Here is a 21330-nt window from a genome sequence, read left to right as displayed (position 1 = left end):
CTCAGGCCTTGATGATGTTCTCGTAATCGGGCAGCCCGTTCCAGGTGACCTGAACGTTGCTGACCTCGGTCGACCATCCGACGACGGAGATGTTGTCCCACAGCGGAACAATGGGCATGTCGTGCAGAAGGATTCGCTGTGCGACGTTGGCCAGTGCATCGGCCTCGGGCAAACTGGGCGCAGCCTCGGCGGCGGCCAGCGCGGCGTCGAACTCGGGATTGGAGTAGCCGACGTCATTGGAGCCCGCTCCGGTGGCGAAGATCGGGGCGAGGAACTCGATCATCGAGGGATAGTCACCCTGCCAGCCCGCGCGAAATGCCGTGTCGATGGTGCGGTTGGTGATCTGGGTGCGCAAGGCGGCGAAGGTGGGCTGCGGCGCGCCGGCCGCGTCGATGCCCAGCACGTTCTTGATGCTATTGGCCACCGCGTCCACCCACTCCTGATGCCCGCTGTCGGCGTTGTAGGCGATCGCGTACCTGCCACTCCACGCTGAAATGGCATCGGCTTGCGCCCAGAGTTGCCGGGCCCGTGCGGGATCGAAGTCCAACGCGTCGCTACCGGCTAGGTGCCGGTCGAATCCAGGCAGCGAGCGGGCGGTGAAATCGCGTGCGGGACTGCGGCTTCCATTAAAAATTTGCTGGCATATCTGCGGCCGGTTGATGGCCGCAGAAATCGCCAGCCGGCGCAGCCGACCCTCCTCGCCACCGAAATGCGGTAGCCGCAACGGGGTGTCGAGCGACTGGTTGACCGCGGCGGGCCCGCTTGCGGCGTTGCCCCCCAGATCGCGCTTGTATACGGTCAACGCGCTCGATGGAATCGTGTCCAGCACATCGAGATTGCCGGACAGCAGATCCGCATAGGCGGTGTCCAGGTTGGCGTAGAACTCGAACCGCAGGCCCTTGTTGTGGGGTTGACGAGTGCCGTGGTAGTCGGGGTTGGGCACCAGATCGATCTTGACGTTGTGTTCCCATGCCGGTCCGGCGGCGCCGTTGTCCAGTTTGTACGGGCCGTTGCCGATCGGGTTGCGGCCAAACGCCGCCATGTCCCGAAAAGCCACGTCCGGCAGGGGATAGAACGCGGAAAACCCCAGTCGCAAAGTGAAGTCGATGGTCGGCGCCTTGAGCCGTACGGCGAATTGCAGGTCATTGATTACCCGCAACCCGGACATGGTGGTCGGCGTCTTCGCACTCGGCGTACCGGCCACCGCGTCGAATCCCTCGATTGGACTGAAAAACTGTTGTTGCAGTTGGGCATTGGCGCTCAGCGCCCCATAGTTCCACGCGTCGACGAACGAACGGGCCGTCACCGGTGAGCCGTCGGTGAATTTCCAGCCGCGTTGCAAAGTGATCCGGTAGTTGACGTTATCGGCGGTCTCGATCGACTGCGCGACCTCCAGCGACGGCCGGCCGGCGGCGTCATAGGCCATCAGGCCGGCGAACAGCCGGTCGACGATGCGACCACCGTTGCTGTCGTTGGTATTGGCCGGGATCAGCGGGTTGGGCGGTTCGCCGCCGTTGACCAGCACCAGGTCGGGGCTCAGCACACCGCCGCCGCACGCGGCCACCGGCGCGACCGCCAGTAAGCCGGCAGCCAGCACTGCCAGCACGGCCCGCATCCGACGCATGACAGCGACCATAGATGCTGCTGACATCCTTGCTGCTGGGCCTACCGGGATAATCGTCTCCGTGACCCGAACCGCAATTCCCGTAGTGGTGGCCGCCGCCACTCTTGCCCTGCTGAGCCCGCCGGCCCGCGCCGACGAAGCACTTCCCTGCGCGCCTGATCAGGTCGCGATCAGCGCCGGCCAGCCCGAGGCCGGTGTGGGGCATCGTGCGGTGCCGCTGACGCTCAGCCTCATCGACGGCGCTGCGGCGTGCACGCTCACCGGCTATCCGAAGGTCGACTCGGGTGCCGGCGGACCGCTCATTCACGCTAAGCCCACGCTGCGCGGCTACCTGGGCGGACTGCCGTCCGGCACCGATACACCGCCCACGGTTACCTTGACCGCAACCCAGCAGGCTCAGGCCATCGTCGAGGGCATGGCGATCGACGGCGGCGGAAACCCGTGCCCCAGCTACACCGATCTGCTGGTCACTCTCCCCGGTACCACCGGGGCGATCACGGTGCCTACCGACATCGACGTCTGCCAACTGCAGGTCCACCCGGTCACCGACGCTTCCTGATAGCGCGGACTCATATCGCGTTTCAAGTCGGACTATGGGAAGCCGCGGCGGTGCTGGCGTGACGCGTGTTACCGCAGGCGCGCTAGGCTGCGACGAGTGAGCCAGAGCACTCCCGAAGTCCCGTCGTCGTACCCGCCGCCGGACCGATTCGCTGAGCAAGCCAACGCGGGCAACGAGCTGTATCGCGAAGCCGAAGACGACCGGCTGGCCTTTTGGGCCAAGCAGGCCGATCGGTTGTCCTGGGCGGCGCCATTCACGGAGGTACTCGACTGGTCGGAGGCGCCGTTCGCGAAGTGGTTCGTCGGCGGCAAGCTCAATGTCGCCTATAACTGCGTGGACCGGCATGTCGAAGCCGGCCACGGCGATCGGGTCGCCATTCACTGGGAGGGCGAGCCAGAAGGCCACCACCGCACCCTGACCTATGCCGATCTGCAGACCGAGGTGGCTAAGGCCGCCAATGCGCTGACCGATCTCGGTCTGGTCGCCGGTGACCGCGTCGCCATCTACCTACCGTTGATTCCCGAAGCCGTGATCGCCATGTTGGCCTGCGCGCGGCTGGGGATCATGCACAGCGTGGTGTTCGGCGGTTTCACCGCGAAGGCGTTGCGGGCCCGTATCGCCGACGCCGAAGCGAAACTGCTGATCACCGCCGACGGCCAATTCCGGCGCGGCAAGCCCGCGCCGCTGAAAGACGCGGCCGACGAGGCCGTCTCGGATCCCGAAAGTCCCGTCGAGCACGTTCTTGTGGTGCGACGCACCGGTATTGACGTGTCCTGGAACGACGAGCGCGACCTGTGGTGGCACGACATCGTCGACTCCGCATCACCCGAACACGCCCCGGAGCCATTCGACGCCGAGCAGCCGCTGTTCCTGCTGTACACCTCGGGCACGACCGGCAAGCCCAAGGGCATCGTCCACAGCAGCGGCGGCTATCTGACCCAGTCCTGCTACACCGTCCACACCATCTTCGACGTCAAGCCCGACTCCGATGTGTTCTGGTGCACCGCCGACATCGGCTGGGTCACCGGCCACACCTACGGCGTCTACGGCCCGTTGGCCAACGGCATCACCGAAGTGCTGTATGAGGGCACCCCCAGCACCCCCGACGAGCACCGGCATTTCCAGATCATCGAAAAGTACGGTGTGACAATTTATTACACCGCTCCCACGCTGATCCGGACGTTCATGAAGTGGGGCCGCGAGATTCCCGACGCGCACGATTTGTCCAGCCTGCGACTGCTCGGCTCGGTCGGCGAACCGATCAACCCCGAGGCCTGGCGCTGGTATCGGGAGGTGTTCGGCGCCAACCAGGTTCCCGTGGTGGACACCTGGTGGCAGACCGAGACGGGCTCGGCGATGATCTCGCCGCTGCCCGGAGTCGCTGCGGCAAAACCAGGTTCGGCGATGGCGGCGCTGCCGGGGATCTCAGCCAAGATCGTCGACGACCACGGCGACCCGCTCGAACCAGATCCCAACGAGAAGGGCGAGCACATCACCGGCTACCTGGTGCTGGACCAGCCCTGGCCGTCGATGCTGCGCGGAATCTGGGGCGACCCCGAGCGATACAAGGAAACCTACTGGTCCAAGTACGCCGACAAGGGCTACTACTTCGCCGGCGACGGCGCCCGCTTCGATCCCGACGGCGCGATCTGGGTTTTGGGCCGCATAGACGACGTGATGAACGTCTCCGGGCACCGGATCTCCACTGCCGAAGTGGAATCGGCTCTCGTCGGCCACTCCGGCGTGGCCGAAGCGGCCGTCGTCGGGGTTACCGATGACACCACCGGTCAGGCGATTTGCGCCTTCGTCGTACTGTGCGACCACGATGACGCACACGAAGGGACCCTTGACGAACTGAGAACCCATGTGGCCCAGGAGATCTCACCGATCGCCAAGCCGCGCGAAATCCACATCGTGCCCGAGCTGCCCAAGACCCGCAGTGGCAAGATCATGCGCCGGCTATTGCGCGACGTCGCCGAAAACCGTGAACTGGGCGACACCTCGACGCTGCTGGACCCCAACGTGTTCGACGCGATCCGGGCCGCTCAGTAACTGACGCAGTAGCTCACGCGGCGATCGCAAGCGCGGCGGAGCCGGGCGCGGCGGGTCGCCGCCAAAGTTAGGCGATCGGGACGAATCCCGAACCGGGACGGTTCTTTTCGCTGATATCGGCGAGGTCGGCGTTGATCGACATCACCACCGCCGGCGTGTGCAGCGGAATGTACTTGGTGACGCAGCTGGGCAGGTTTTCGCTGAATGCGCCGTGAATCATCCCGACCAGCTGATTGTCGACCGTCACCGGCGCACCCGAGTCGCCCGGGCCGCCGCAGACCTGCATCAGGATGCTGCCCGGATCCTGGCCGGGCCCCCAGGTGACGCCGCACGAGTTGCCGGTGGTGCGGCCCTGTTTGCAGGCGATCTGGCCGAACGTCGGATCCGGGCCGATGCCGTCGATGGCAAAGCCGTTGAAGTTGTTGACCGGCGCTACCAGCGCCGGATCGAACTTGATCACCGCGTAGTCGAGTAGGTCGTTACCGGCGACCATCGTTCCCACCGTGCCCTTGTTCTGCGCGGCCTCGGCGGCGACGGGCGCGCCCGGTCCCCCGCAGTGCGCAGAGGAGAACCCGATGAGGTCGCCATTCTTGTCGTGGCCGATCGCGGTCAGGGTGCACAGGGTGCCGCCATTGACGACGATGCCGGCACCACCGCCCAACGGGACCTTGTCATCGGCAACCGCGCTAGTGGCGGGCAGGAATACCAGTGCCATGAGCACGGCCACGATCGCCGCGGGTAAGCGGCGGAGCGCCGTCTGCAAAGTGATACTCCCGTCGAGTGGTGGGACGAATGATGGGAACAGCCTGAGCACAGATGCGCCAGTCTAAAGGATCACTGTGTATGGTCTGGCACCCTGCAAATGGCCGCGACCGTCAATTTAGAAGGGACTTCGGCTGGCCTCGTACGGCCGCAGACCGCATGGCAACATAAACCGCGACGACTGCGTACCGCGGGCAGTTAAATCGAGAGGACCGTCTGTGAGCAAACCTGATCGCAAGAACGGTGTGCCCAGCACGCTGACCACGATTCCGCTTACCGACCCGCACGCCGGGCCTGCCGAACCGTCGATCGGTGACTTGATCAAAGACGCCACGACTCAGATGTCGACCCTGGTACGCGCCGAGGTCGAACTGGCCCGCGCCGAGATCACCCGCGATGTCAAGAAGGGTCTGACCGGCAGCGTTTTCTTCATCTCCGCGCTGGTGATCCTCTTTTACTCCACCTTCTTTTTCTTCTTCTTCCTCGCCGAATTGCTCGACACCTGGATCTGGCGCTGGGTGGCCTTTCTGATCGTCTTCGCGATCATGGTCGTGGTCACCATCCTGCTCGCCCTGTTAGGTTTCCTGAAAGTCCGCCGGATCCGGGGACCGCGCCAGACCATCGAATCGGTCAAGGAAACCCGCGACGCGCTCACCCCCGGCCATGACAAGGCCGGGCCGCCCAAGGTCACGGCCGACGGCGGCAGGGCGCCTGCCGATCCTTCGGGCTGGTAAATGCCGGCACCAGATCCGTCGATGGCCCGCATCGACGGTCCATGGCGACATCTGGATGTACACGCCAACGGCATCCGGTTTCACGTGGTCGAGGCGGTGCAGCCCGACCTCGATGCAACCACACCCGCGACATCGCGGCCGCTGGTCATCCTGCTGCACGGTTTCGGTTCGTTCTGGTGGTCCTGGCGTCACCAGTTGCGCGCACTGACCGGTGCTCGCGTGGTCGCGGTCGACCTGCGCGGCTACGGCGGCAGCGACAAACCGCCGCGTGGCTACGACGGCTGGACGCTGGCCGGAGATACGGCCGGGCTCATTCGCGCGCTCGGGCACTCGTCGGCCACGCTGGTCGGCCATGCCGACGGCGGACTGGCCTGTTGGACCACCGCGGTGCTGCATTCGCGGCTGGTACGCGCCATTGCGCTGATCAGTTCGCCGCACCCGGCGGCGCTGCGCCGATCCACCCTGACCCGCCGCGATCAAAGCCGGGCTCTGCTGCCGACGCTATTGCGCTACCAGGTGCCCATCTGGCCCGAACGCCTGCTCACCCGGCACAACGCGACCGAGATCGAACGCTTGGTGCGCAGCCGAAGTTCGGCGAAATGGGCTGCCTCCGAAGACTTTTCGCAGAGCACCGGCTATCTTCGCCAGGCCATCCAGATCCCGGGAGCCGCACACTGCGCGCTGGAGTACCAGCGCTGGGCAGTGCGCAGCCAGCTGCGTGGCGAAGGCCGCCGCTTCATGCGATCGATGATCAAGCAGCTCGGCATTCCGTTGTTACACCTGCGCGGTGATGCCGACCCCTACGTGTTGGCCGCCGCGGTCGAGCGTACCCAGCGCTACGCGCCGCACGGACGCTACATATCCGTTGCCGGCGCAGGACATTTCAGCCATGAAGAGCTGCCCGACGACATCAATCGGCATCTGATGCGCTTTTTCGAGCAGGTGCACCAAAACCGGCTCAGCTGACGCAGGCGCCGGTGCCCACCTGCTGGGTGGCCCCGATCTTGGAAAGCTGGCTGGCCACTTCGCCGGCCGTCAGGACGAACCCGGTGTCGGCGTCGTCGACGGCGGCGCCGAACACTACGCCGAGCACCTGGCCGTTGAGGTCGATCAACGGACCGCCCGAATCACCTTGCTCCACATTGGCCCTGATGGTGTAGACGTCGCGGGTGACCGCCTGCGGGTTGCGATAGATGTCGGGGCCGCTGAGCCTGATGGCCTCGCGAATCCGGGCCGGAGTGGCCGTGAAGTTGCCGCCGCCGGGGTAGCCCATCACCACGACGTTGGTACCCGTTTTCGCCTCGCCCTCGGCGAACGTCAGCGGCGCCGGCGGCAGGTTGGGGACGGCCAGGATGGCGATGTCGACCGCCGGATCGTAGGACACCACCAAAGCGTCGAAGGGCTTGCCGCTGGCGTACACCGAGACGCTGTTGGAGCCGGCCACCACGTGGGCGTTAGTCATCACCCGGTCCGGCGCTATGACGAATCCGCTGCCTTCCAGCACCTTCTGGCAGCTCGGCGCCAGGCTGCGGACCTTGACGACGCTCGGCGCGGTCGCGGTCACCACCGGGTTGCTGGCCAGCTCGGGATCCGGGGAGGCGACCGGGATTACCGGAGTGCGACTGAACGGCTCCAAAACTGCTGGTAGGCCGGAGGTGTTCAGCAGGGCCGACAGCCGCTTGGGCACCGTTTTCAGCCAGGTCGGCGCCACCTCGTTGACCTGGGCGAGGACCCGCGAACCGCGGACGGCGTTGGCAAGCTCGGGTTGATCCTTCGACTGGGTCAGCGGGGTGGCCAACAGCCAGGCCGCGGTCAGCACCACCACCAGCTGCACCCCGACGCCGATGATCGAATCGATCACCCGGACCGGCCGGTTGCGGATCGCGCCGCGCACCGCCCGTCCCAGCACGACGCCGGCCACCTCGCCCACCACGACCAGCGCCAGGATCAAAAACAACGCAGTGAACAACTTGGCCCGCGGCGCAGCGATGTGACTGACGATGTGCGGGGCCAGCAGGACTCCGGCCACCGCGCCCAGCAGCACACCGGCAAACGAGAGCGTGGAACCCAGAGCTCCGGAACGCCAGCCGGAGATGGCCGCGATGAAGGCGACCGCCAGTACCGCGATGTCCAGCCACTGCGACGGCGTCATCGAGTTCATCGCAACCCACCACCGTCGCCGACCAGTGTCATCGCCTCGTCCAGCTCACGGACGTCGCCGGTGTCCCAGGGCTGGGCCCAGCCCGCGACGTCGAGCACCGCAGAAATCACTTGGCCAGTGAATCCCCATACCAGCATTTGGTTCAGCAGAAACGCCGGTCCGGCCCAGCGGCGGGTGAGGGTGCCGCGATAGACCATCAGCCGGTTGGCCGGGTTGATGAAGGCGCGCACCGGAACCCGCGCCACGATTGCGGTCTCTGCCTGGTTGACGACGTTCACCGGGCCGGGATCCGGTGAATACGCCAACACCGGAACGACATGGAACCGGGATGGCGCGATGAACGTCCGCTCCATGGTGGCCAGCGGATGCAGCTTTGCGACATCGATTCCGGTTTCTTCGTAGGCTTCCCGCAGGGCGGTCGCGACGGGCCCTTCATCGCCGGGATCGGATGCGCCACCGGGGAAGGCGGCTTGGCCGGCGTGGTGGCGCAATGTCGAAGCCCGCACGGTCAGCAGCAGGTCGGCGTCGTCGGGGACGCCACCGTCGCCCGGGGCGTCCTGCGGACCCGAGAACAGCACCAGCACCGCGGCTTCGCGGCCGCCGCCGCTGACGGCGGCCGTGGCGCGCGCGGCGGTCACCATGGCCAGCACATCAGCGGGCAGCCGGCGCCGGAATGCATCGGGTATCTGGTCGACGTTGTCAACCAGCGGCCGCAACCAGGGCGGGCCCAGATCAGGAGTCAGCGCAACGGCAGCACTCACCGCCGCCTCCTCCCTGAGATCCCTGGGATCCTTCAATTGCCCGGCTCGCTACCAACCGCAACCGCGATCTCGTCGGCACTGCCGAAGGCTCGTGGCAGGGTTTTGGCCACGCTACCGTCCGGCCGCAGCAGCACGGTCGCGGGCATCACGTTTGCGACCCGCAGCGCCGCCGCAACCTTGCGTCGGCCGTCCTGCAGGGTTGGCAACCGGACACCGAGTTCGGCCAACCGCAGCAAGGCGGCCGTCTCGTTCTCGTCCTGATGCACCGTCACCACCATTACCTCTGAGCCCACCCGACGTTGATACTCGGCCATCGCGGGCAGTTCGGCCGTGCACGGCGCGCACCAATACGCCCAAAGGTTGAGGACCACCCAGCGTCCGGTCAGCGCTTGCGCCACATCAACCACCGAACCGTCAGCTGCGCACTCCACCACCACACCGCTCAGTGGTCCAGGCCCCGGACCCTGGCCGGTGGGGCACGGCGGCAGATCCGCACGCTGCCGCGGCCCGGCAAGCGCTGCCGCCGTATCGGCATCGCGGTGTTCGCGCGCGGCGGGCGCCTGGGTGGCGGCGCCGGGCGCGTCGGAGTCGCGCAACTGGGCAGCCAGGGCCACGATCAGGGCGGCCACCACCGCCAGGACCGCGATCGTCCAGCGAGTTCGCCCGTTCAGCTTCCTCATTGCGCCGGGCTCGAACGTGAAACTGGCCGCACGCTCGCGCTCCAGCGTGCGGCCTTCTTCACACTCGCGCCGCTCAGCAATTACAGCCCTGCCAGGGCCAATAGGTGCTCGGTTTCCGGCCCCTGGACCAGGGGCGCGGCCAGCAACGGATCGGTGGGGCCAAGTCCGTAGGAGGGGCAATCTTTGGCGAGCACACATATCCCGCAAGCCGGCTTGCGGGCGTGGCACACCCGACGGCCGTGGAAGATGACACGGTGGCTCAGCAAGGTCCACTCCTTGCGTTCGATCAGTTCGCCCACCGCGTGCTCGACCTTGACCGGGTCCTCTTCCGCGGTCCAACGCCAGCGCCGCACCAACCGTCCGAAATGGGTGTCAACGGTGATTCCGGGGATGTCGAAGGCGTTGCCCAGGATGACGTTGGCGGTCTTGCGTCCGACGCCGGGCAGCGTTACCAGTTCCGCCATGGTGGCCGGTACCTCGCCGTCGAACCGCTCGACCAGCGCCTGCCCCAGACCGATGAGGGACGACGCCTTGTTTCGGTAGAAGCCGGTCGGCCTGATCAGCTCTTCCAGCTCGGTGCGGTCCGCCTGCGCGTAGTCCAGCGCCGTTTTGTATCGCACGAACAATGCCGGCGTCGTCAGGTTCACCCGCTTGTCGGTGCTCTGCGCCGAAAGAATGGTGGCCACCGCGAGCTCGAGCGGATTGGTGAAGTCGAGCTCGCAGTACACGTGTGGAAACGCCTGCGCCAGTGCACGATTCATCCGCCGCGCCCGTCGCACCAGGCCGGTTCGGGTCTCCGTGGACCAGCGGGCTGCGACTTCAGGTCCGGGAATGGCCGGCTTCGGCTTCGAACGTCCGGACGATTTTGCCGCTGTCACCTACGACAGAGTACTGATTTCGTGATCTCGCCGAGACCTCGTGTTGATTCAAAGCCATGTTTACTCTCCTTGTGTCATGGTTGCTGGTTGCCTGCATTCCGGCGTTGCTGATGCTGGCGACGCTCGGGCTGGGGCGGCTGGAAAAGACACTTGGCCGCGATACCGTGACGGCGCGCGACGTCGCCGAATTCCTTGACCAGGCCGAGCCAGTGGACGTACGTACGCTGGCCAGGGAGGGAATGCCGGAGGCTCTGGACTACCTGCACCGGCGTCAGGCCCTTGGCCTGGCGGTGGCCCGGTCCCCGGAGCCGCCCATCGGGCGGCACCATGTCGAGGCGTTCTTTGCCAGCGAGGTCACCACCCGCGTCGAGGTGGCCCTGCCGAACCGGGCGCACAGGCACGCCCGGCCCAATCCGCAATTTGGCGCGACTCGACACATTAATCGTGTCTAGCGTTGGCAGGTCGCACCGATTGGCCTACCTTTAGACTCGTCACGGTCAAAAGCTTGGCCTGCCCGTATCAATTCGTTGGAAAAGTGAAGAGGCAACGTGGACGAGATCCTGGCAAGGGCAGGAATCTTCCAGGGGGTTGAACCCGGCGCGGTCGCCGCACTGACCAAACAACTGCAGCCGGTCGACTTCCCCCGTGGACACACGGTTTTCGCTGAGGGTGAGCCGGGCGATCGGCTCTACATCATCGTTGCGGGGAAGGTGAAGATCGGCCGCAGGTCACCGGACGGCCGGGAGAACCTGTTGACCATCATGGGTCCGTCAGACATGTTCGGCGAGTTGTCCATCTTCGACCCGGGGCCGCGGACGTCCAGCGCGACCACCATCACCGAGGTGCGAGCCGTTTCGATGGACCGCGACGCGCTGCGGGCCTGGATCGCCGACCGCCCCGAGATCGCCGAGCAGCTGCTGCGGGTGTTGGCCCGCCGGCTGCGGCGAACCAACAACAATCTGGCCGACCTGATCTTCACCGACGTGCCCGGCCGAGTGGCCAAGCAGCTGCTGCAGCTGGCACAGCGGTTCGGCACGCAAGAGGGTGGCGCCATGCGGGTGACGCACGACCTGACTCAGGAGGAGATCGCGCAACTGGTGGGCGCTTCCCGGGAGACGGTGAACAAGGCGCTGGCCGATTTCGCCCACCGCGGCTGGATACGGCTGGAGGGCAAGAGCGTGCTCATCTCCGACTCGGAGCGCCTGGCCCGCCGAGCGCGTTAACGCGCCGAGCGCGTTAACGCGCCGAGCGCTACTGATCCCGCAAGTAGTTGAGCTGCACCTGGACCGACCATTCGGCTGCGTCCCACAGCTTTTCGTCGACGTCGACGTAGACGTGTTCGACTATCCGGCGCGCGCTGACGTCCTCGCCGAGATCCCTTAGCGCAGAGCGCACCTGCTCGAGCCGCTCATGCCGGTGCATCAGGTACCCCTGCGTTACGGCGTCCAGGTCGGGGAGCTCCGGCCCGTGGCCGGGCAATACCGCCCGCTTGCCGAGACCACGCAGCCGGTGCAGTGACTCCAGGTAGTCGCCAAGGCTGCCGTCTTCCTTATCCATGACGGTGGTGCCGCGGCCCAGCACTGTGTCGGCCGTCAGCACCGCGTCGTCGAGCAGAAAGGACAACGAGTCGGCGGTGTGGCCAGGAGTCGACATCACTTTGATCTTCAGGCCGGCCGCGTCGATCACCTCGCCGTCGACCAGCTCACCGCCGAGACCGCGCAAGAAGCCGCTGCCCGCCGACCGCACCGTCGCCCCGGTCGCCTCGACCAGCTTGTCGATGGCGTCGGTGTGGTCGCCATGGCGGTGGCTGATCAACACCAGCACGATCCGTCCCAGCGCGGCCACCCGTGCGATGTGCTCGTCGTCGTCCGGCCCAGGATCCACAATCACCAGCTCGTCGCTGCGCGGCCCGCGCAGCACCCAAGTATTCGTGCCCTCCAGCGTCATCAGGCCGGGGTTTTCGGCCAGCAGCACCGACACGGTGTCCGTGACCGGCCGCAATTGCCCGTATGCGGGATGCGCCAGCTCGGCCACGATCGTCAGCCGACCTCCACGATCAGCTCGACTTCCACCGGGGCGTCCAGCGGTAGCTCGGACACGCCGACGGCCGACCGCGCGTGCGCGCCCTTATCGCCGAACACCTCAGCCAACAGGTCGGAGGCCCCGTTGATCACACTCGGCTGACCATTGAAGCCGGGCGCGGAGGCAACGAAACCAACCACTTTGACCACCTGGGTCACCGAGTCCAGACCTACCAGCGAGTCGATAGCCGCCAACGCGTTGAGCGCGCACAGTCGCGCCAGAGCTTTTCCGTCCTCCAGGCTGATGTCGGCACCCACCTTGCCGGTCTGTGCGAGCTTTCCGGCCTCGAACGGCAACTGGCCCGCGGTATACACGAGGTTGCCCGTGCGTACCGCTGGAACATAGGCCGCCAGCGGCGCCACCACTTGTGGCAACGCGATACCGAGTTCGCTCAACCGGGCCTGGATATCGCTCACTTCGGGCGCTTCAGGTAAGCAACGTGCTGCTCACCGGTCGGGCCGGGCAGCACCGCCACCAACTCCCACCCGTCGGCGCCCCACTGATCGAGGATCTGTTTGGTGGCGTGCGTAAGCAGCGGAACCGTGGCGTATTCCCATGCGGTGGGTTGGGTCATGACGCGAAGCTTATCCGTCGGGGAGCTAGAGCTAGCATGCGATGGTGGCAAACACTTCTAGCGGCGGTAGTTCCGTCGGCTGGCCATCGCGCCTATCCAAGGCCCGCCTGCATTTTGTGACCGGCAAAGGCGGGACCGGGAAATCGACTATCGCAGCGGCCCTCGCGCTGACGCTGGCAGCGGGCGGCCGCAAAGTGCTTCTGGTGGAAGTTGAAGGGCGCCAAGGGATTGCGCAACTATTCGATGTTCCGCCGCTGCCGTATCAGGAACTCAAGATCGCGACGGCCGAGCGGGGCGGACAGGTCAACGCGCTCGCGATCGACATCGAGGCCGCGTTTCTGGAATACCTCGACATGTTCTACAACCTGGGTATAGCGGGCCGGGCAATGCGCCGCATCGGAGCGATCGAATTCGCGACGACGATCGCGCCCGGTCTGCGCGACGTACTGCTCACCGGAAAGATCAAAGAGACGGTGATCCGCGTCGACAAGAACAAGCTGCCCGTTTACGACGCGATCGTCGTCGATGCGCCACCGACGGGGCGCATCGCGCGGTTCTTGGACGTCACCAAGGCGGTGTCGGACCTGGCCAAGGGCGGTCCTGTGCATTCACAGGCCGAGGGCGTGGTCCGGTTGCTGCATTCCGACCAGACCGCCATCCACCTGGTGACCCTGCTGGAAGCGCTGCCGGTACAGGAAACGCTGGAAGCCATCGAGGAGCTGTCAGACATGGACCTGCCGATCGGCAGTGTGATCGTGAACCGCAATATTCCGACCTACCTCGCGCCTGACGATTTAGCGAAGGCCGCCGAAGGCGATGTCGATGCGGACTCGGTGCGGGCCGGATTGGCAACAGCCGGCATCGAGCTCAGCGACGCCGACTTCGCCGGTCTGCTGACCGAGACCATCGAGCATGCCACCCGGATCGCCGCTCGCGCCGAGACCGCGCAGCAGCTCGACGCGCTGCAGGTACCTCGACTGGAATTGCCGACCATCTCCGACGGCGTCGACCTCGGCAGCCTTTACGAACTTTCGGAATCGCTGGCACACCAGGGGGTTCGATGAGCGTCACGCCGAAAACCCTTGATATGGCCGCTATCCTCGCCGATACATCCAACCGGGTGGTGGTCTGTTGCGGCGCCGGCGGTGTAGGCAAGACCACCACCGCGGCGGCGATTGCATTGCGTGCCGCCGAATATGGGCGCACCGTAGTGGTTTTGACCATCGACCCAGCCAAGCGACTGGCACAAGCGTTGGGGGTCAACGATCTTGGCAACGCACCGCAACGAGTGCCGTTGGCGCCAGAGGTTCCAGGCGAGCTGCACGCGATGATGCTTGACATGCGCCGCACGTTCGACGAGATGGTGGTCCAGTACTCCGGATCCGATCGGGCGCAATCGATTCTGGACAACCAGTTCTATCAGACCGTCGCCACGTCGCTCGCCGGAACGCAAGAGTACATGGCCATGGAGAAGCTGGGGCAGCTGCTGAGTCAAGACCGTTGGGACCTGGTTGTGGTCGATACCCCTCCGTCCCGCAATGCTTTGGACTTCTTGGACGCGCCAAAGCGATTGGGTAGCTTCATGGACAGCCGGCTGTGGCGGCTGCTGCTCGCCCCCGGTCGCGGCATTGGGCGATTAGTCACCGGCGCAATGGGGTTGGCCATGAAAGCCATGTCGACAATTCTCGGTTCGCAGATGTTGGCCGATGCCGCGGCATTCGTGCAGTCGCTGGATGCCACGTTCGGCGGTTTCCGCGAAAAGGCGGATCGCACGTATGCGTTGTTGAAGCGGCGCGGCACCCAGTTCGTGGTGGTTTCGGCGGCCGAACCCGACGCACTGCGCGAGGCGTCGTTCTTCGTGGATCGGCTGTCCCAGGAGGGGATGCCGCTGGCGGGGCTCGTCTTGAACCGGACCCATCCGCCGTTGTGCGCGTTGCCCGTCGAGCGGGCCATCGACGCCACCGAGACGCTGGAGTCCGAAGGCGCCGGCTCGGAAGCCGCGTCACTGGCGGCAGCCGTGCTGCGGATTCATGCCGACCGCGGACAGACCGCCAAGCGGGAGATCCGGCTGCTGTCCCGGTTCACCGGGGCCAACCCGCATGTGCCGGTTGTCGGGGTGCCGTCGTTGCCGTTTGACGTCTCCGATTTGGAGGCGCTGCGGGCCCTTGCTGACCAGATCACCTCGGTCGGAGATGAAGCGGCCCGCGCAGCGGCCCGCCGCTGATCACATCAGTCACACCAGCATCGCGGCGAGGCTCCACACCCAAATTCCAAACGCGATAACGCCGGCGATATCAGCGGGGCCGGGTACCGGGGTCCGAAGGTTGGGATATGGCCTGGTGCCACACGTGGTAGGCACTGAGGGTGACCCCCGAACCGCCGCTGCTGCTGGTACTGGATCTGGCAGGCACCTTTGTTTTCGGCTTGAACGGGGCAATGACGGCGGTGCGCGCGGCACGGCTGGACGTGGTGGGCGTGGTGACCCTGGGCATGATGACCGCGTTGGGCGGCGGTGTCGTCCGCGACTTGATCATCGGTGCGGTACCGCCGGCAACGTTTCGTGACTGGCGCTACTTCACACTGGCCTTCGCCGGTGGGCTGATCGCATTCGCGCTCAGCCGCAAGCTTTCCCGGCTGGAGACACCCATCGTGGTGCTGGACGCGATCGGCCTCAGTGTGTTCGCGGTTATCGGCGCGAATAAGGCAATGACGTTCGGGCTCGGGATCGCACCGGCGATCCTGCTGGGTGTGGTCACCGCCGTCGGCGGGGGAACGCTGCGGGACACGCTGGTCGGGCAGATCCCGACCGTACTGCGCAGCGAACTGTACGCAATCCCGGCGCTGGTGGCCTCCGCCATCACCGTTGCGGCGATCAGGCTGGGATGTTATGGACTCCCAGCCGCGCTGGCAGCCGCGGGGGTTTGCTTCATCATCCGGATGGTCGGCGTTCGATTCGGCCTGAACGCGCCGAGCCCGCCCGGCTCCCAAGCTGATTAACGAAAAGTGCCACGCAACGGTGGCTGAGGAATTAATGTATTCCACACGCGCCAGTCCCTATCGGGCACAAGGCAATTAGATTTTTACTGGCGGTCGTCGTAACAGAAATGTAATGACGAGGGCCGTCCCCGGGCCCCCAACTACCCGCTGCGGCGCTTGCGCTTGTCGAAGTAGTCCGACCAGGAGACGACCTCGGGATGCTGCTTGAGCAGAGCCCTGCGCTGACGCTCGGTCATGCCACCCCAGACACCGAACTCCACCTTGTTGTCCAGTGCGTCGGCACCGCATTCCTGCATCACCGGGCAGTGCCGGCAGATCACCGCGGCCTTACGCTGTGCAGCCCCACGGACGAACAATTCGTCCGGGTCGGTGGCCCGGCAGAGGGCCTTGGACACCCAGGTAATGCGCTCTTCGGCCTCGACGCTGCGAAGAGGCGTTTGCGCGGCCATTAGGTTCGTCCTTCTAGCAGCCGGACGTGTTCCTGACACGAGCTGATCCCTTCCTCCCGGTCGCTAATCGCGACCGCCCTCCTCGGGTCCCAGCCGATGTTGCGATTCTCGCCACACTATGCACATCGCTGTTACCTGAATCTCACTGCCTATACAAGTTAGGTGTTCAGGTGGCAATTGCGCAACAGTCCGATAACGGTTTTTCTGGTACGGGCGTCCAGTCTTAGACCAATCTGCCGGGAGAAACACCTGTTGTTGGTCCGGTTTAGTGGCCCTGACCAGTGACGCAGCCGCAAATTTCTGCTATGGGCCCTCAGCACGCAGGATGGCACCTTAAGAAAAGATTTTTTTTGGCGCAGCGGCGCGGGGGGGTGACAGAGGGTCGCTACTGTAGTACGCATGTCCGAGCGCCCCCCAGCCGTTATCACTCTGCTGAAGCTCGCTGGGTGTTGTCTGCTCGCCAGCGTCGTGGCCGCGGCGCTGATGTTCCCCTTCGCCGGCGGCCTCGGCCTGATGTCCAATCGCGCCTCAGAGGTTGTCGCCAACGGCTCGGCCCAGCTGCTCGAAGGGGAAGTCCCGGCAGTCTCGACCATGGTCGACGCCAAGGGCAACGTCATCGCGTGGCTTTACTCTCAGCGCCGTTTCGAAGTGCCGTCGGACAAGATCGCCAACACCATGAAGCTGGCGATCGTCTCGATCGAGGACAAACGGTTCGCCGACCACAACGGCGTCGACTGGAAAGGCACCCTGACCGGCCTGGCCGGCTACGCCTCCGGCGACGTCGACACCCGCGGCGGCTCAACAATCGAGCAGCAATACATAAAGAATTACCAACTGCTGGTGACGGCTCAGACTGACGCCGAAAAGCGCGCGGCCGTCGAGACCACCCCGGCGCGCAAGCTGCGTGAGATTCGGATGGCGCTCACGCTGGACAAGACCTTCACCAAACCCGAGATCCTGACCCGCTACCTGAACCTGGTGTCCTTCGGCAACAACTCGTTCGGTGTGCAGGACGCCGCGCAAACCTACTTCGGCGTGAACGCGATCGACCTGAACTGGCAGCAGGCGGCCCTGCTGGCCGGCATGGTGCAGTCCACCAGCACGCTCAACCCGTATACCAACCCAGAAGGCGCGCTGGCCCGGCGAAACTTGGTGCTGGACACCATGATCGAGAACATCCCGCAGGAAGCCGACGCGTTGCGCGCCGCCAAGACGCAACCGCTGGGGATCTTGCCGCAGCCCAACGAGCTGCCGAGGGGCTGTATCGCCGCAGGTGACCGCGCTTTCTTCTGTGACTACGTCCAGGAATACCTGTCGCGCGCCGGTATTAGTAAGGAACAGGTTGCCCGCGGCGGCTACCTCATCCGCACTAATCTGGACCCCGACGTCCAGATTCCGGTCAAGACGGCCATCGACAAATTCGCCAGCCCGACGCTGGCCGGCATCTCCAGCGTGATGAGCGTGATCCTGCCCGGAAAGGATTCGCACAAGGTCGTCGCGATGGCCAGTAACCGCAAGTACGGGCTGGACACCGAGGCCGGCGAAACGATGCGCCCACAGCCTTTCTCCCTCGTCGGCGACGGCGCCGGTTCGGTCTTCAAGATCTTCACCACGGCGGCCGCCCTGGATATGGGCATGGGCATCAACGCCAACCTCGACGTGCCGGCCCGGTTCCAGGCCAAGGGCATGGGTAGCGGTGGAGCCAAGGGCTGTCCCAAGGACACCTGGTGCGTCATCAACGCCGGGAACTACCGGGGATCGATGAGCGTGACTGACGCGCTCGCCACCTCGCCCAACACCGCGTTCGCCAAGCTGATCCAGCAGGTCGGCGTGACGCGCACGGTGGACATGGCGATCAAACTCGGCCTGCGGTCCTACGCCAATCCCGGCACTGCCCGCGACTACAACCCGGACAGCAACGAGAGCCTGGCCGACTTCGTCAAACGGCAGAACATCGGGTCGTTCACCCTCGGCCCGATCGAGGTCAATGCGCTGGAACTGTCGAATGTCGCGGCGACGCTCGCCTCCGGCGGCGTCTGGTGCCCGCCCAACCCCATCGACAAACTGATCGACCGCAACGGCAACGAGGTCGCCGTCACCACCGAGACCTGCGATCAGGTGGTCCCAACGGGTCTGGCCAACACCCTGGCCAACGCCATGAGCAAGGACGCGGTGGGATCCGGCACGGCCGCGGGTTCGGCGGGCGCCGCGGGCTGGGACCTGCCGATGTCGGGCAAGACGGGCACCACCGAGGCCCACCGCTCCTCCGGCTTCGTCGGCTTCACCAACCATTACGCGGCGGCCAACTACATCTACGACGACTCGACCTCGCCGACCGATCTGTGCTCAGCCCCGCTGCGCCACTGCGGCGACGGCGACCTCTACGGCGGCAACGAGCCGGCCCGCACCTGGTTCACCGCGATGAAGCCGATTGCCAAGAACTTCGGCGACATCGCATTGCCGCCGACCGACCCGCGCTATGTCGACGGCTCGCCGGGTTCCCGGGTGCCCAGCGTGGCCGGTCTGGACATAGACCTGGCGCGCCAGCGCCTCAAGGACGCCGGTTTCCAGGTCGCCGACCAACCCAACTCGGTCAACAGCACCGCCAAGTACGGCGAGGTCGTCGGCACCTCACCCAGCGGCCAGACGATCCCGGGATCCATCATCACCATCCAAATCAGTAACGGCATCCCGCCGCCACCGCCGCCGCCGCCGGAGGGTGCGCCGCCGGTGCCGATCGGATCACAGGTAGTCGAGATTCCCGGCCTGCCGCCGATCACCATTCCGCTGCTGGCACCGCCCCCGCCACCGCCTCCGCCCTAAACCGGAAGCGGCCCCGGAAGAGGCGGAGAACGCGCGGTCACCCGCCAAACGGCAGTAGGCTGCCTGGCATGGCTGATGTTCGTCCAATGGCCCCTTTCCTGTTACGCACCGGTGCCGTCGCCCTCGGCTCGGCGATCGCCGGCGTCGGTTATGCAGCGTTCGTCGAACGCAACGCGTTCGTGCTGCGCGAGGTGACGATGCCGGTCCTGTCGCCGGGTTCGACGCCGCTGCGGGTGCTGCATATCAGCGACCTGCATATGCTGCCCAACCAGCGCCGCAAGCAGGCCTGGCTGCGCGAGCTGGCCAGCTGGGAGCCCGACCTGGTGGTCAACACCGGCGATAACCTGGCCCACCCCAAGGCGGTGCCCGCCGTCGTGCAGACGCTGGGCGACCTGCTGTCGCGACCGGGCGTCTTCGTCTTCGGCAGCAACGACTACTTCGGGCCACGCCTGAAGAACCCGCTGAACTACTTGACCAACCCCGATCACCGGACCAAGGGCGAGCCGTTGCCCTGGCAGGACCTGCGGGCAGCGTTCACCGAGCGCGGCTGGCTCGACCTCACCCATACCCGCCGCGAATTCGAGGTGGCCGGGCTGCACATCGCGGCCGCAGGCGTCGACGACCCGCACATCGACCGCGACCGGTACGACACCATCGCCGGACCGGCCAGTCCGGCGGCCAATCTTCGGCTGGGCCTGACCCACTCACCCGAACCGCGGGTGCTCGATCGCTTCGCCGCCGACGGCTACCAGCTGGTGATGGCCGGCCACACGCACGGCGGACAGCTGTGCCTGCCGTTCTACGGCGCCCTGGTGACCAACTGCGGCCTGGACCGCTCGCGCGCCAAGGGAGCGTCGCAATGGGGCGCGAACATGCGGTTGCACGTCTCGGCCGGGATAGGTACCTCACCGTTCGCGCCGGTGCGGTTCTGCTGCCGGCCGGAGGCAACCTTGCTGACGCTCATCGCGACGCCCATGGGGGGCCGTGATTCCAGCAGCAACCTGGGCCGCTCACAGCCGACAGCTTCGGTGCGTTGAGCGATCGGACCCGCATAGCGGTCCGCAGCCAGTCCCGCAGCTGGACGGACAACGCGATCCGGCTGATCGAGGCTGATGCACGCCGCAGTGCCGATACCCATTTGTTGCGCTACCCGCTGCCCGCGGCCTGGTGCAACGACGCCGGCGTCGAGCTCTATCTGAAAGACGAGACGACGCACATCACCGGCAGCCTCAAGCACCGGCTGGCGCGGTCGCTGTTCCTGTATGCGCTGTGTAACGGGTGGATCGGTGAGGGTACGACGGTGGTCGAGGCGTCGTCGGGCTCGACGGCGATCTCCGAGGCTTACTTCGCGGCCATACTCGGTCTGCCGTTCATCGCCGTAATGCCTGCCACTACCAGTGCCACCAAGATCGCGCTCATCGAATCCCAAGGTGGCCGTTGCCATTTCGTGGAGAAGTCGAGCCAGGTGTACGCCGAGGCCGCGCGCCTGGCGGAGGAGACCGGCGGGCACTACCTGGACCAGTTCACCAACGCCGAGCGCGCCACCGACTGGCGCGGCAACAACAACATCGCGGAGTCGATGTTCATGCAGATGCGCGAGGAGAAACACCCGATCCCCGACTGGATCGTCGTGGGTGCGGGCACCGGCGGAACGAGCGCCACCATCGGCCGCTACATCCGCTACCGACGGCACGCGACCCGGTTGTGTGTGGTCGACCCGGAGAATTCCGCGTTTTTCCCCGCCTATGCCGAAAACCGATACGACCTCGTCATATCGGCATCGTCGCGTATCGAGGGCATCGGGCGCCCGCGCGTCGAACCGTCGTTCCTGCCCCAGGTCGTCGATCGCATGGTGTCGGTGCCCGACGGGGCGTCGATTGCCGCCGCTCGCCACCTCAGCGCCGTACTGGGCCGGCGGGTGGGGCCGTCGACGGGCACCAACGTGTGGGGGGCTTTCGGCCTGCTCGCCGAGATGATGGCCAAGGGCCGCAGCGGTTCGGTGGTCACCCTGCTCGCCGACAGCGGTGATCGCTACTCCGACACTTATTACTGCGACGAGTGGGTCAGCGCTCAGGGGATCGATCCGGCCGGCGCGGCACAGTCGCTGCTTGAATTTGAACGCTCCGGCACCTGGAACTGAGGCGCGACCTGCGGTTTGGCTAGTCGACCGGCCGGTGCGATAGGCTGTCGAAGC

Annotated in this window: 22 protein-coding genes; 12 read left to right on the top strand and 10 right to left on the bottom strand. The window is 65.8% G+C overall.

Annotation, left to right across the window (positions count from 1 at the left end; all coding sequences use genetic code 11):
- Position 1: 1 nt before the first annotated feature.
- The gene (locus tag AWC27_RS10260; protein ID WP_139836881.1) at positions 2–1636 is read right to left on the bottom strand and encodes a peptide ABC transporter substrate-binding protein; all 1635 of its coding nucleotides are present in this window, start codon (positions 1634–1636) and stop codon (positions 2–4) included.
- 49 nt (positions 1637–1685) lie between these two features.
- Between AWC27_RS10260 and AWC27_RS10255 the strand changes: the two genes are divergently transcribed.
- On the top strand, positions 1686–2183 hold the full coding sequence (locus AWC27_RS10255; RefSeq protein WP_245846978.1) for a DUF4232 domain-containing protein: 498 nt from the start codon (positions 1686–1688) through the stop codon (positions 2181–2183).
- A gap of 96 nt (positions 2184–2279) precedes the next feature.
- Positions 2280–4235, top strand: a complete 1956-nt coding sequence (gene acs, locus AWC27_RS10250; protein ID WP_085670380.1) for an acetate--CoA ligase — start codon at positions 2280–2282, stop codon at positions 4233–4235.
- 67 nt (positions 4236–4302) lie between these two features.
- Here the strand turns inward: acs and AWC27_RS10245 are convergent, their stop codons facing one another.
- The gene (locus AWC27_RS10245; protein WP_085670379.1) at positions 4303–4998 is read right to left on the bottom strand and encodes a S1 family peptidase; all 696 of its coding nucleotides are present in this window, start codon (positions 4996–4998) and stop codon (positions 4303–4305) included.
- 217 nt (positions 4999–5215) lie between these two features.
- Here AWC27_RS10245 and AWC27_RS10240 point away from each other — a divergent pair, with 217 nt between their 5' ends.
- Both AWC27_RS10240 and AWC27_RS10235 read left to right on the top strand, forming a co-directional pair.
- Positions 5216–5731, top strand: coding sequence for a phage holin family protein (locus AWC27_RS10240; RefSeq protein WP_085670378.1), 516 nt, complete (start codon positions 5216–5218; stop codon positions 5729–5731).
- Entirely contained in the window at positions 5732–6697 is a 966-nt protein-coding gene (locus AWC27_RS10235) for an alpha/beta fold hydrolase (RefSeq protein ID WP_085670377.1), read from the top strand. It abuts the gene before it with no gap.
- On the opposite strand, the gene marP is transcribed toward AWC27_RS10235, so the two are convergent.
- The 4 genes from marP to nth form a co-directional block, all read right to left on the bottom strand.
- The gene (gene marP / locus AWC27_RS10230; RefSeq protein WP_139836888.1) at positions 6690–7883 is read right to left on the bottom strand and encodes an acid resistance serine protease MarP; all 1194 of its coding nucleotides are present in this window, start codon (positions 7881–7883) and stop codon (positions 6690–6692) included. The genes AWC27_RS10235 and marP overlap by 8 nt on opposite strands.
- A 5-nt stretch (positions 7884–7888) precedes the next feature.
- On the bottom strand, positions 7889–8689 hold the full coding sequence (locus AWC27_RS10225) for an NUDIX hydrolase (protein WP_211281598.1): 801 nt from the start codon (positions 8687–8689) through the stop codon (positions 7889–7891).
- Positions 8686–9333 carry a TlpA family protein disulfide reductase gene (locus AWC27_RS10220; protein WP_085670374.1) on the bottom strand — a complete coding sequence of 216 codons (648 nt, stop codon included), beginning with the start codon at positions 9331–9333 and terminating at the stop codon, positions 8686–8688. Before AWC27_RS10220 ends, AWC27_RS10225 begins: the two co-directional genes overlap by 4 nt.
- An 80-nt stretch (positions 9334–9413) precedes the next feature.
- On the bottom strand, positions 9414–10094 hold the full coding sequence (gene nth, locus AWC27_RS10215) for an endonuclease III (RefSeq protein ID WP_139836887.1): 681 nt from the start codon (positions 10092–10094) through the stop codon (positions 9414–9416).
- 173 nt (positions 10095–10267) lie between these two features.
- On the opposite strand from nth, the gene AWC27_RS10210 reads away from it, so the two are divergent.
- Entirely contained in the window at positions 10268–10663 is a 396-nt protein-coding gene (locus AWC27_RS10210; protein ID WP_085670373.1) for a hypothetical protein, read from the top strand.
- A gap of 96 nt (positions 10664–10759) precedes the next feature.
- Complete coding sequence (crp, locus tag AWC27_RS10205; RefSeq protein ID WP_012396681.1) at positions 10760–11434, top strand: cAMP-activated global transcriptional regulator CRP; 675 nt, start codon at positions 10760–10762, stop codon at positions 11432–11434.
- Positions 11435–11462: 28 nt separating this feature from the next.
- Here the strand turns inward: crp and AWC27_RS10200 are convergent, their stop codons facing one another.
- Genes AWC27_RS10200 through sp36 form a run of 3 tightly spaced genes read right to left on the bottom strand, consistent with a single transcriptional unit; the run spans position 11463 to position 12867 of the window.
- Complete coding sequence (locus AWC27_RS10200; RefSeq protein WP_085670372.1) at positions 11463–12254, bottom strand: MBL fold metallo-hydrolase; 792 nt, start codon at positions 12252–12254, stop codon at positions 11463–11465.
- The gene (locus tag AWC27_RS10195) at positions 12251–12700 is read right to left on the bottom strand and encodes a RidA family protein (RefSeq protein ID WP_139836886.1); all 450 of its coding nucleotides are present in this window, start codon (positions 12698–12700) and stop codon (positions 12251–12253) included. The genes AWC27_RS10200 and AWC27_RS10195 overlap by 4 nt, the downstream gene beginning before the upstream one ends.
- Before the next feature lie 5 nt (positions 12701–12705).
- A complete protein-coding gene (sp36, locus tag AWC27_RS30020) occupies positions 12706–12867 on the bottom strand; it encodes a Sp36 family protein (protein WP_003419736.1) in 162 nt (53 codons plus the stop codon).
- A gap of 41 nt (positions 12868–12908) precedes the next feature.
- Here sp36 and bagA point away from each other — a divergent pair, with 41 nt between their 5' ends.
- The 3 genes from bagA (at position 12909) to AWC27_RS10180 (ending at position 15864) form a co-directional block, all read left to right on the top strand.
- The gene (bagA, locus tag AWC27_RS10190) at positions 12909–13931 is read left to right on the top strand and encodes an ATPase BagA (RefSeq protein WP_085670370.1); all 1023 of its coding nucleotides are present in this window, start codon (positions 12909–12911) and stop codon (positions 13929–13931) included.
- Complete coding sequence (bagB, locus tag AWC27_RS10185) at positions 13928–15091, top strand: ATPase BagB (RefSeq protein ID WP_085670369.1); 1164 nt, start codon at positions 13928–13930, stop codon at positions 15089–15091. The genes bagA and bagB overlap by 4 nt, the downstream gene beginning before the upstream one ends.
- 140 nt (positions 15092–15231) lie before the next feature.
- On the top strand, positions 15232–15864 hold the full coding sequence (locus AWC27_RS10180; RefSeq protein WP_085670368.1) for a trimeric intracellular cation channel family protein: 633 nt from the start codon (positions 15232–15234) through the stop codon (positions 15862–15864).
- A gap of 140 nt (positions 15865–16004) precedes the next feature.
- Here the strand turns inward: AWC27_RS10180 and AWC27_RS10175 are convergent, their stop codons facing one another.
- The gene (locus AWC27_RS10175; protein ID WP_085670367.1) at positions 16005–16352 is read right to left on the bottom strand and encodes a WhiB family transcriptional regulator; all 348 of its coding nucleotides are present in this window, start codon (positions 16350–16352) and stop codon (positions 16005–16007) included.
- Between the two features lie 360 nt (positions 16353–16712).
- Between AWC27_RS10175 and ponA2 the strand changes: the two genes are divergently transcribed.
- The 3 genes from ponA2 to cds1 all read left to right on the top strand — a co-directional run bounded on the left by ponA2 (position 16713) and on the right by cds1 (position 21276).
- The gene (gene ponA2 / locus AWC27_RS10170; protein WP_085670366.1) at positions 16713–19136 is read left to right on the top strand and encodes a transglycosylase/D,D-transpeptidase PonA2; all 2424 of its coding nucleotides are present in this window, start codon (positions 16713–16715) and stop codon (positions 19134–19136) included.
- Positions 19137–19222: 86 nt separating this feature from the next.
- Positions 19223–20173 (top strand): metallophosphoesterase, encoded by a 951-nt coding sequence (locus AWC27_RS10165; RefSeq protein ID WP_139836884.1) that lies wholly within the window; start codon positions 19223–19225, stop codon positions 20171–20173.
- On the top strand, positions 20170–21276 hold the full coding sequence (gene cds1, locus AWC27_RS10160; RefSeq protein WP_085670364.1) for an L-cysteine desulfhydrase Cds1: 1107 nt from the start codon (positions 20170–20172) through the stop codon (positions 21274–21276). The genes AWC27_RS10165 and cds1 overlap by 4 nt, the downstream gene beginning before the upstream one ends.
- Positions 21277–21330: the final 54 nt, after the last annotated feature.

Source organism: Mycobacterium szulgai, from assembly GCF_002116635.1.
Taxonomy (GTDB): Bacteria; Actinomycetota; Actinomycetes; order Mycobacteriales; family Mycobacteriaceae; genus Mycobacterium; species Mycobacterium szulgai.
The sequence above is the reverse complement of the archived record's forward strand: the minus strand, read 5'-3'. Positions and strand labels throughout refer to the sequence as shown.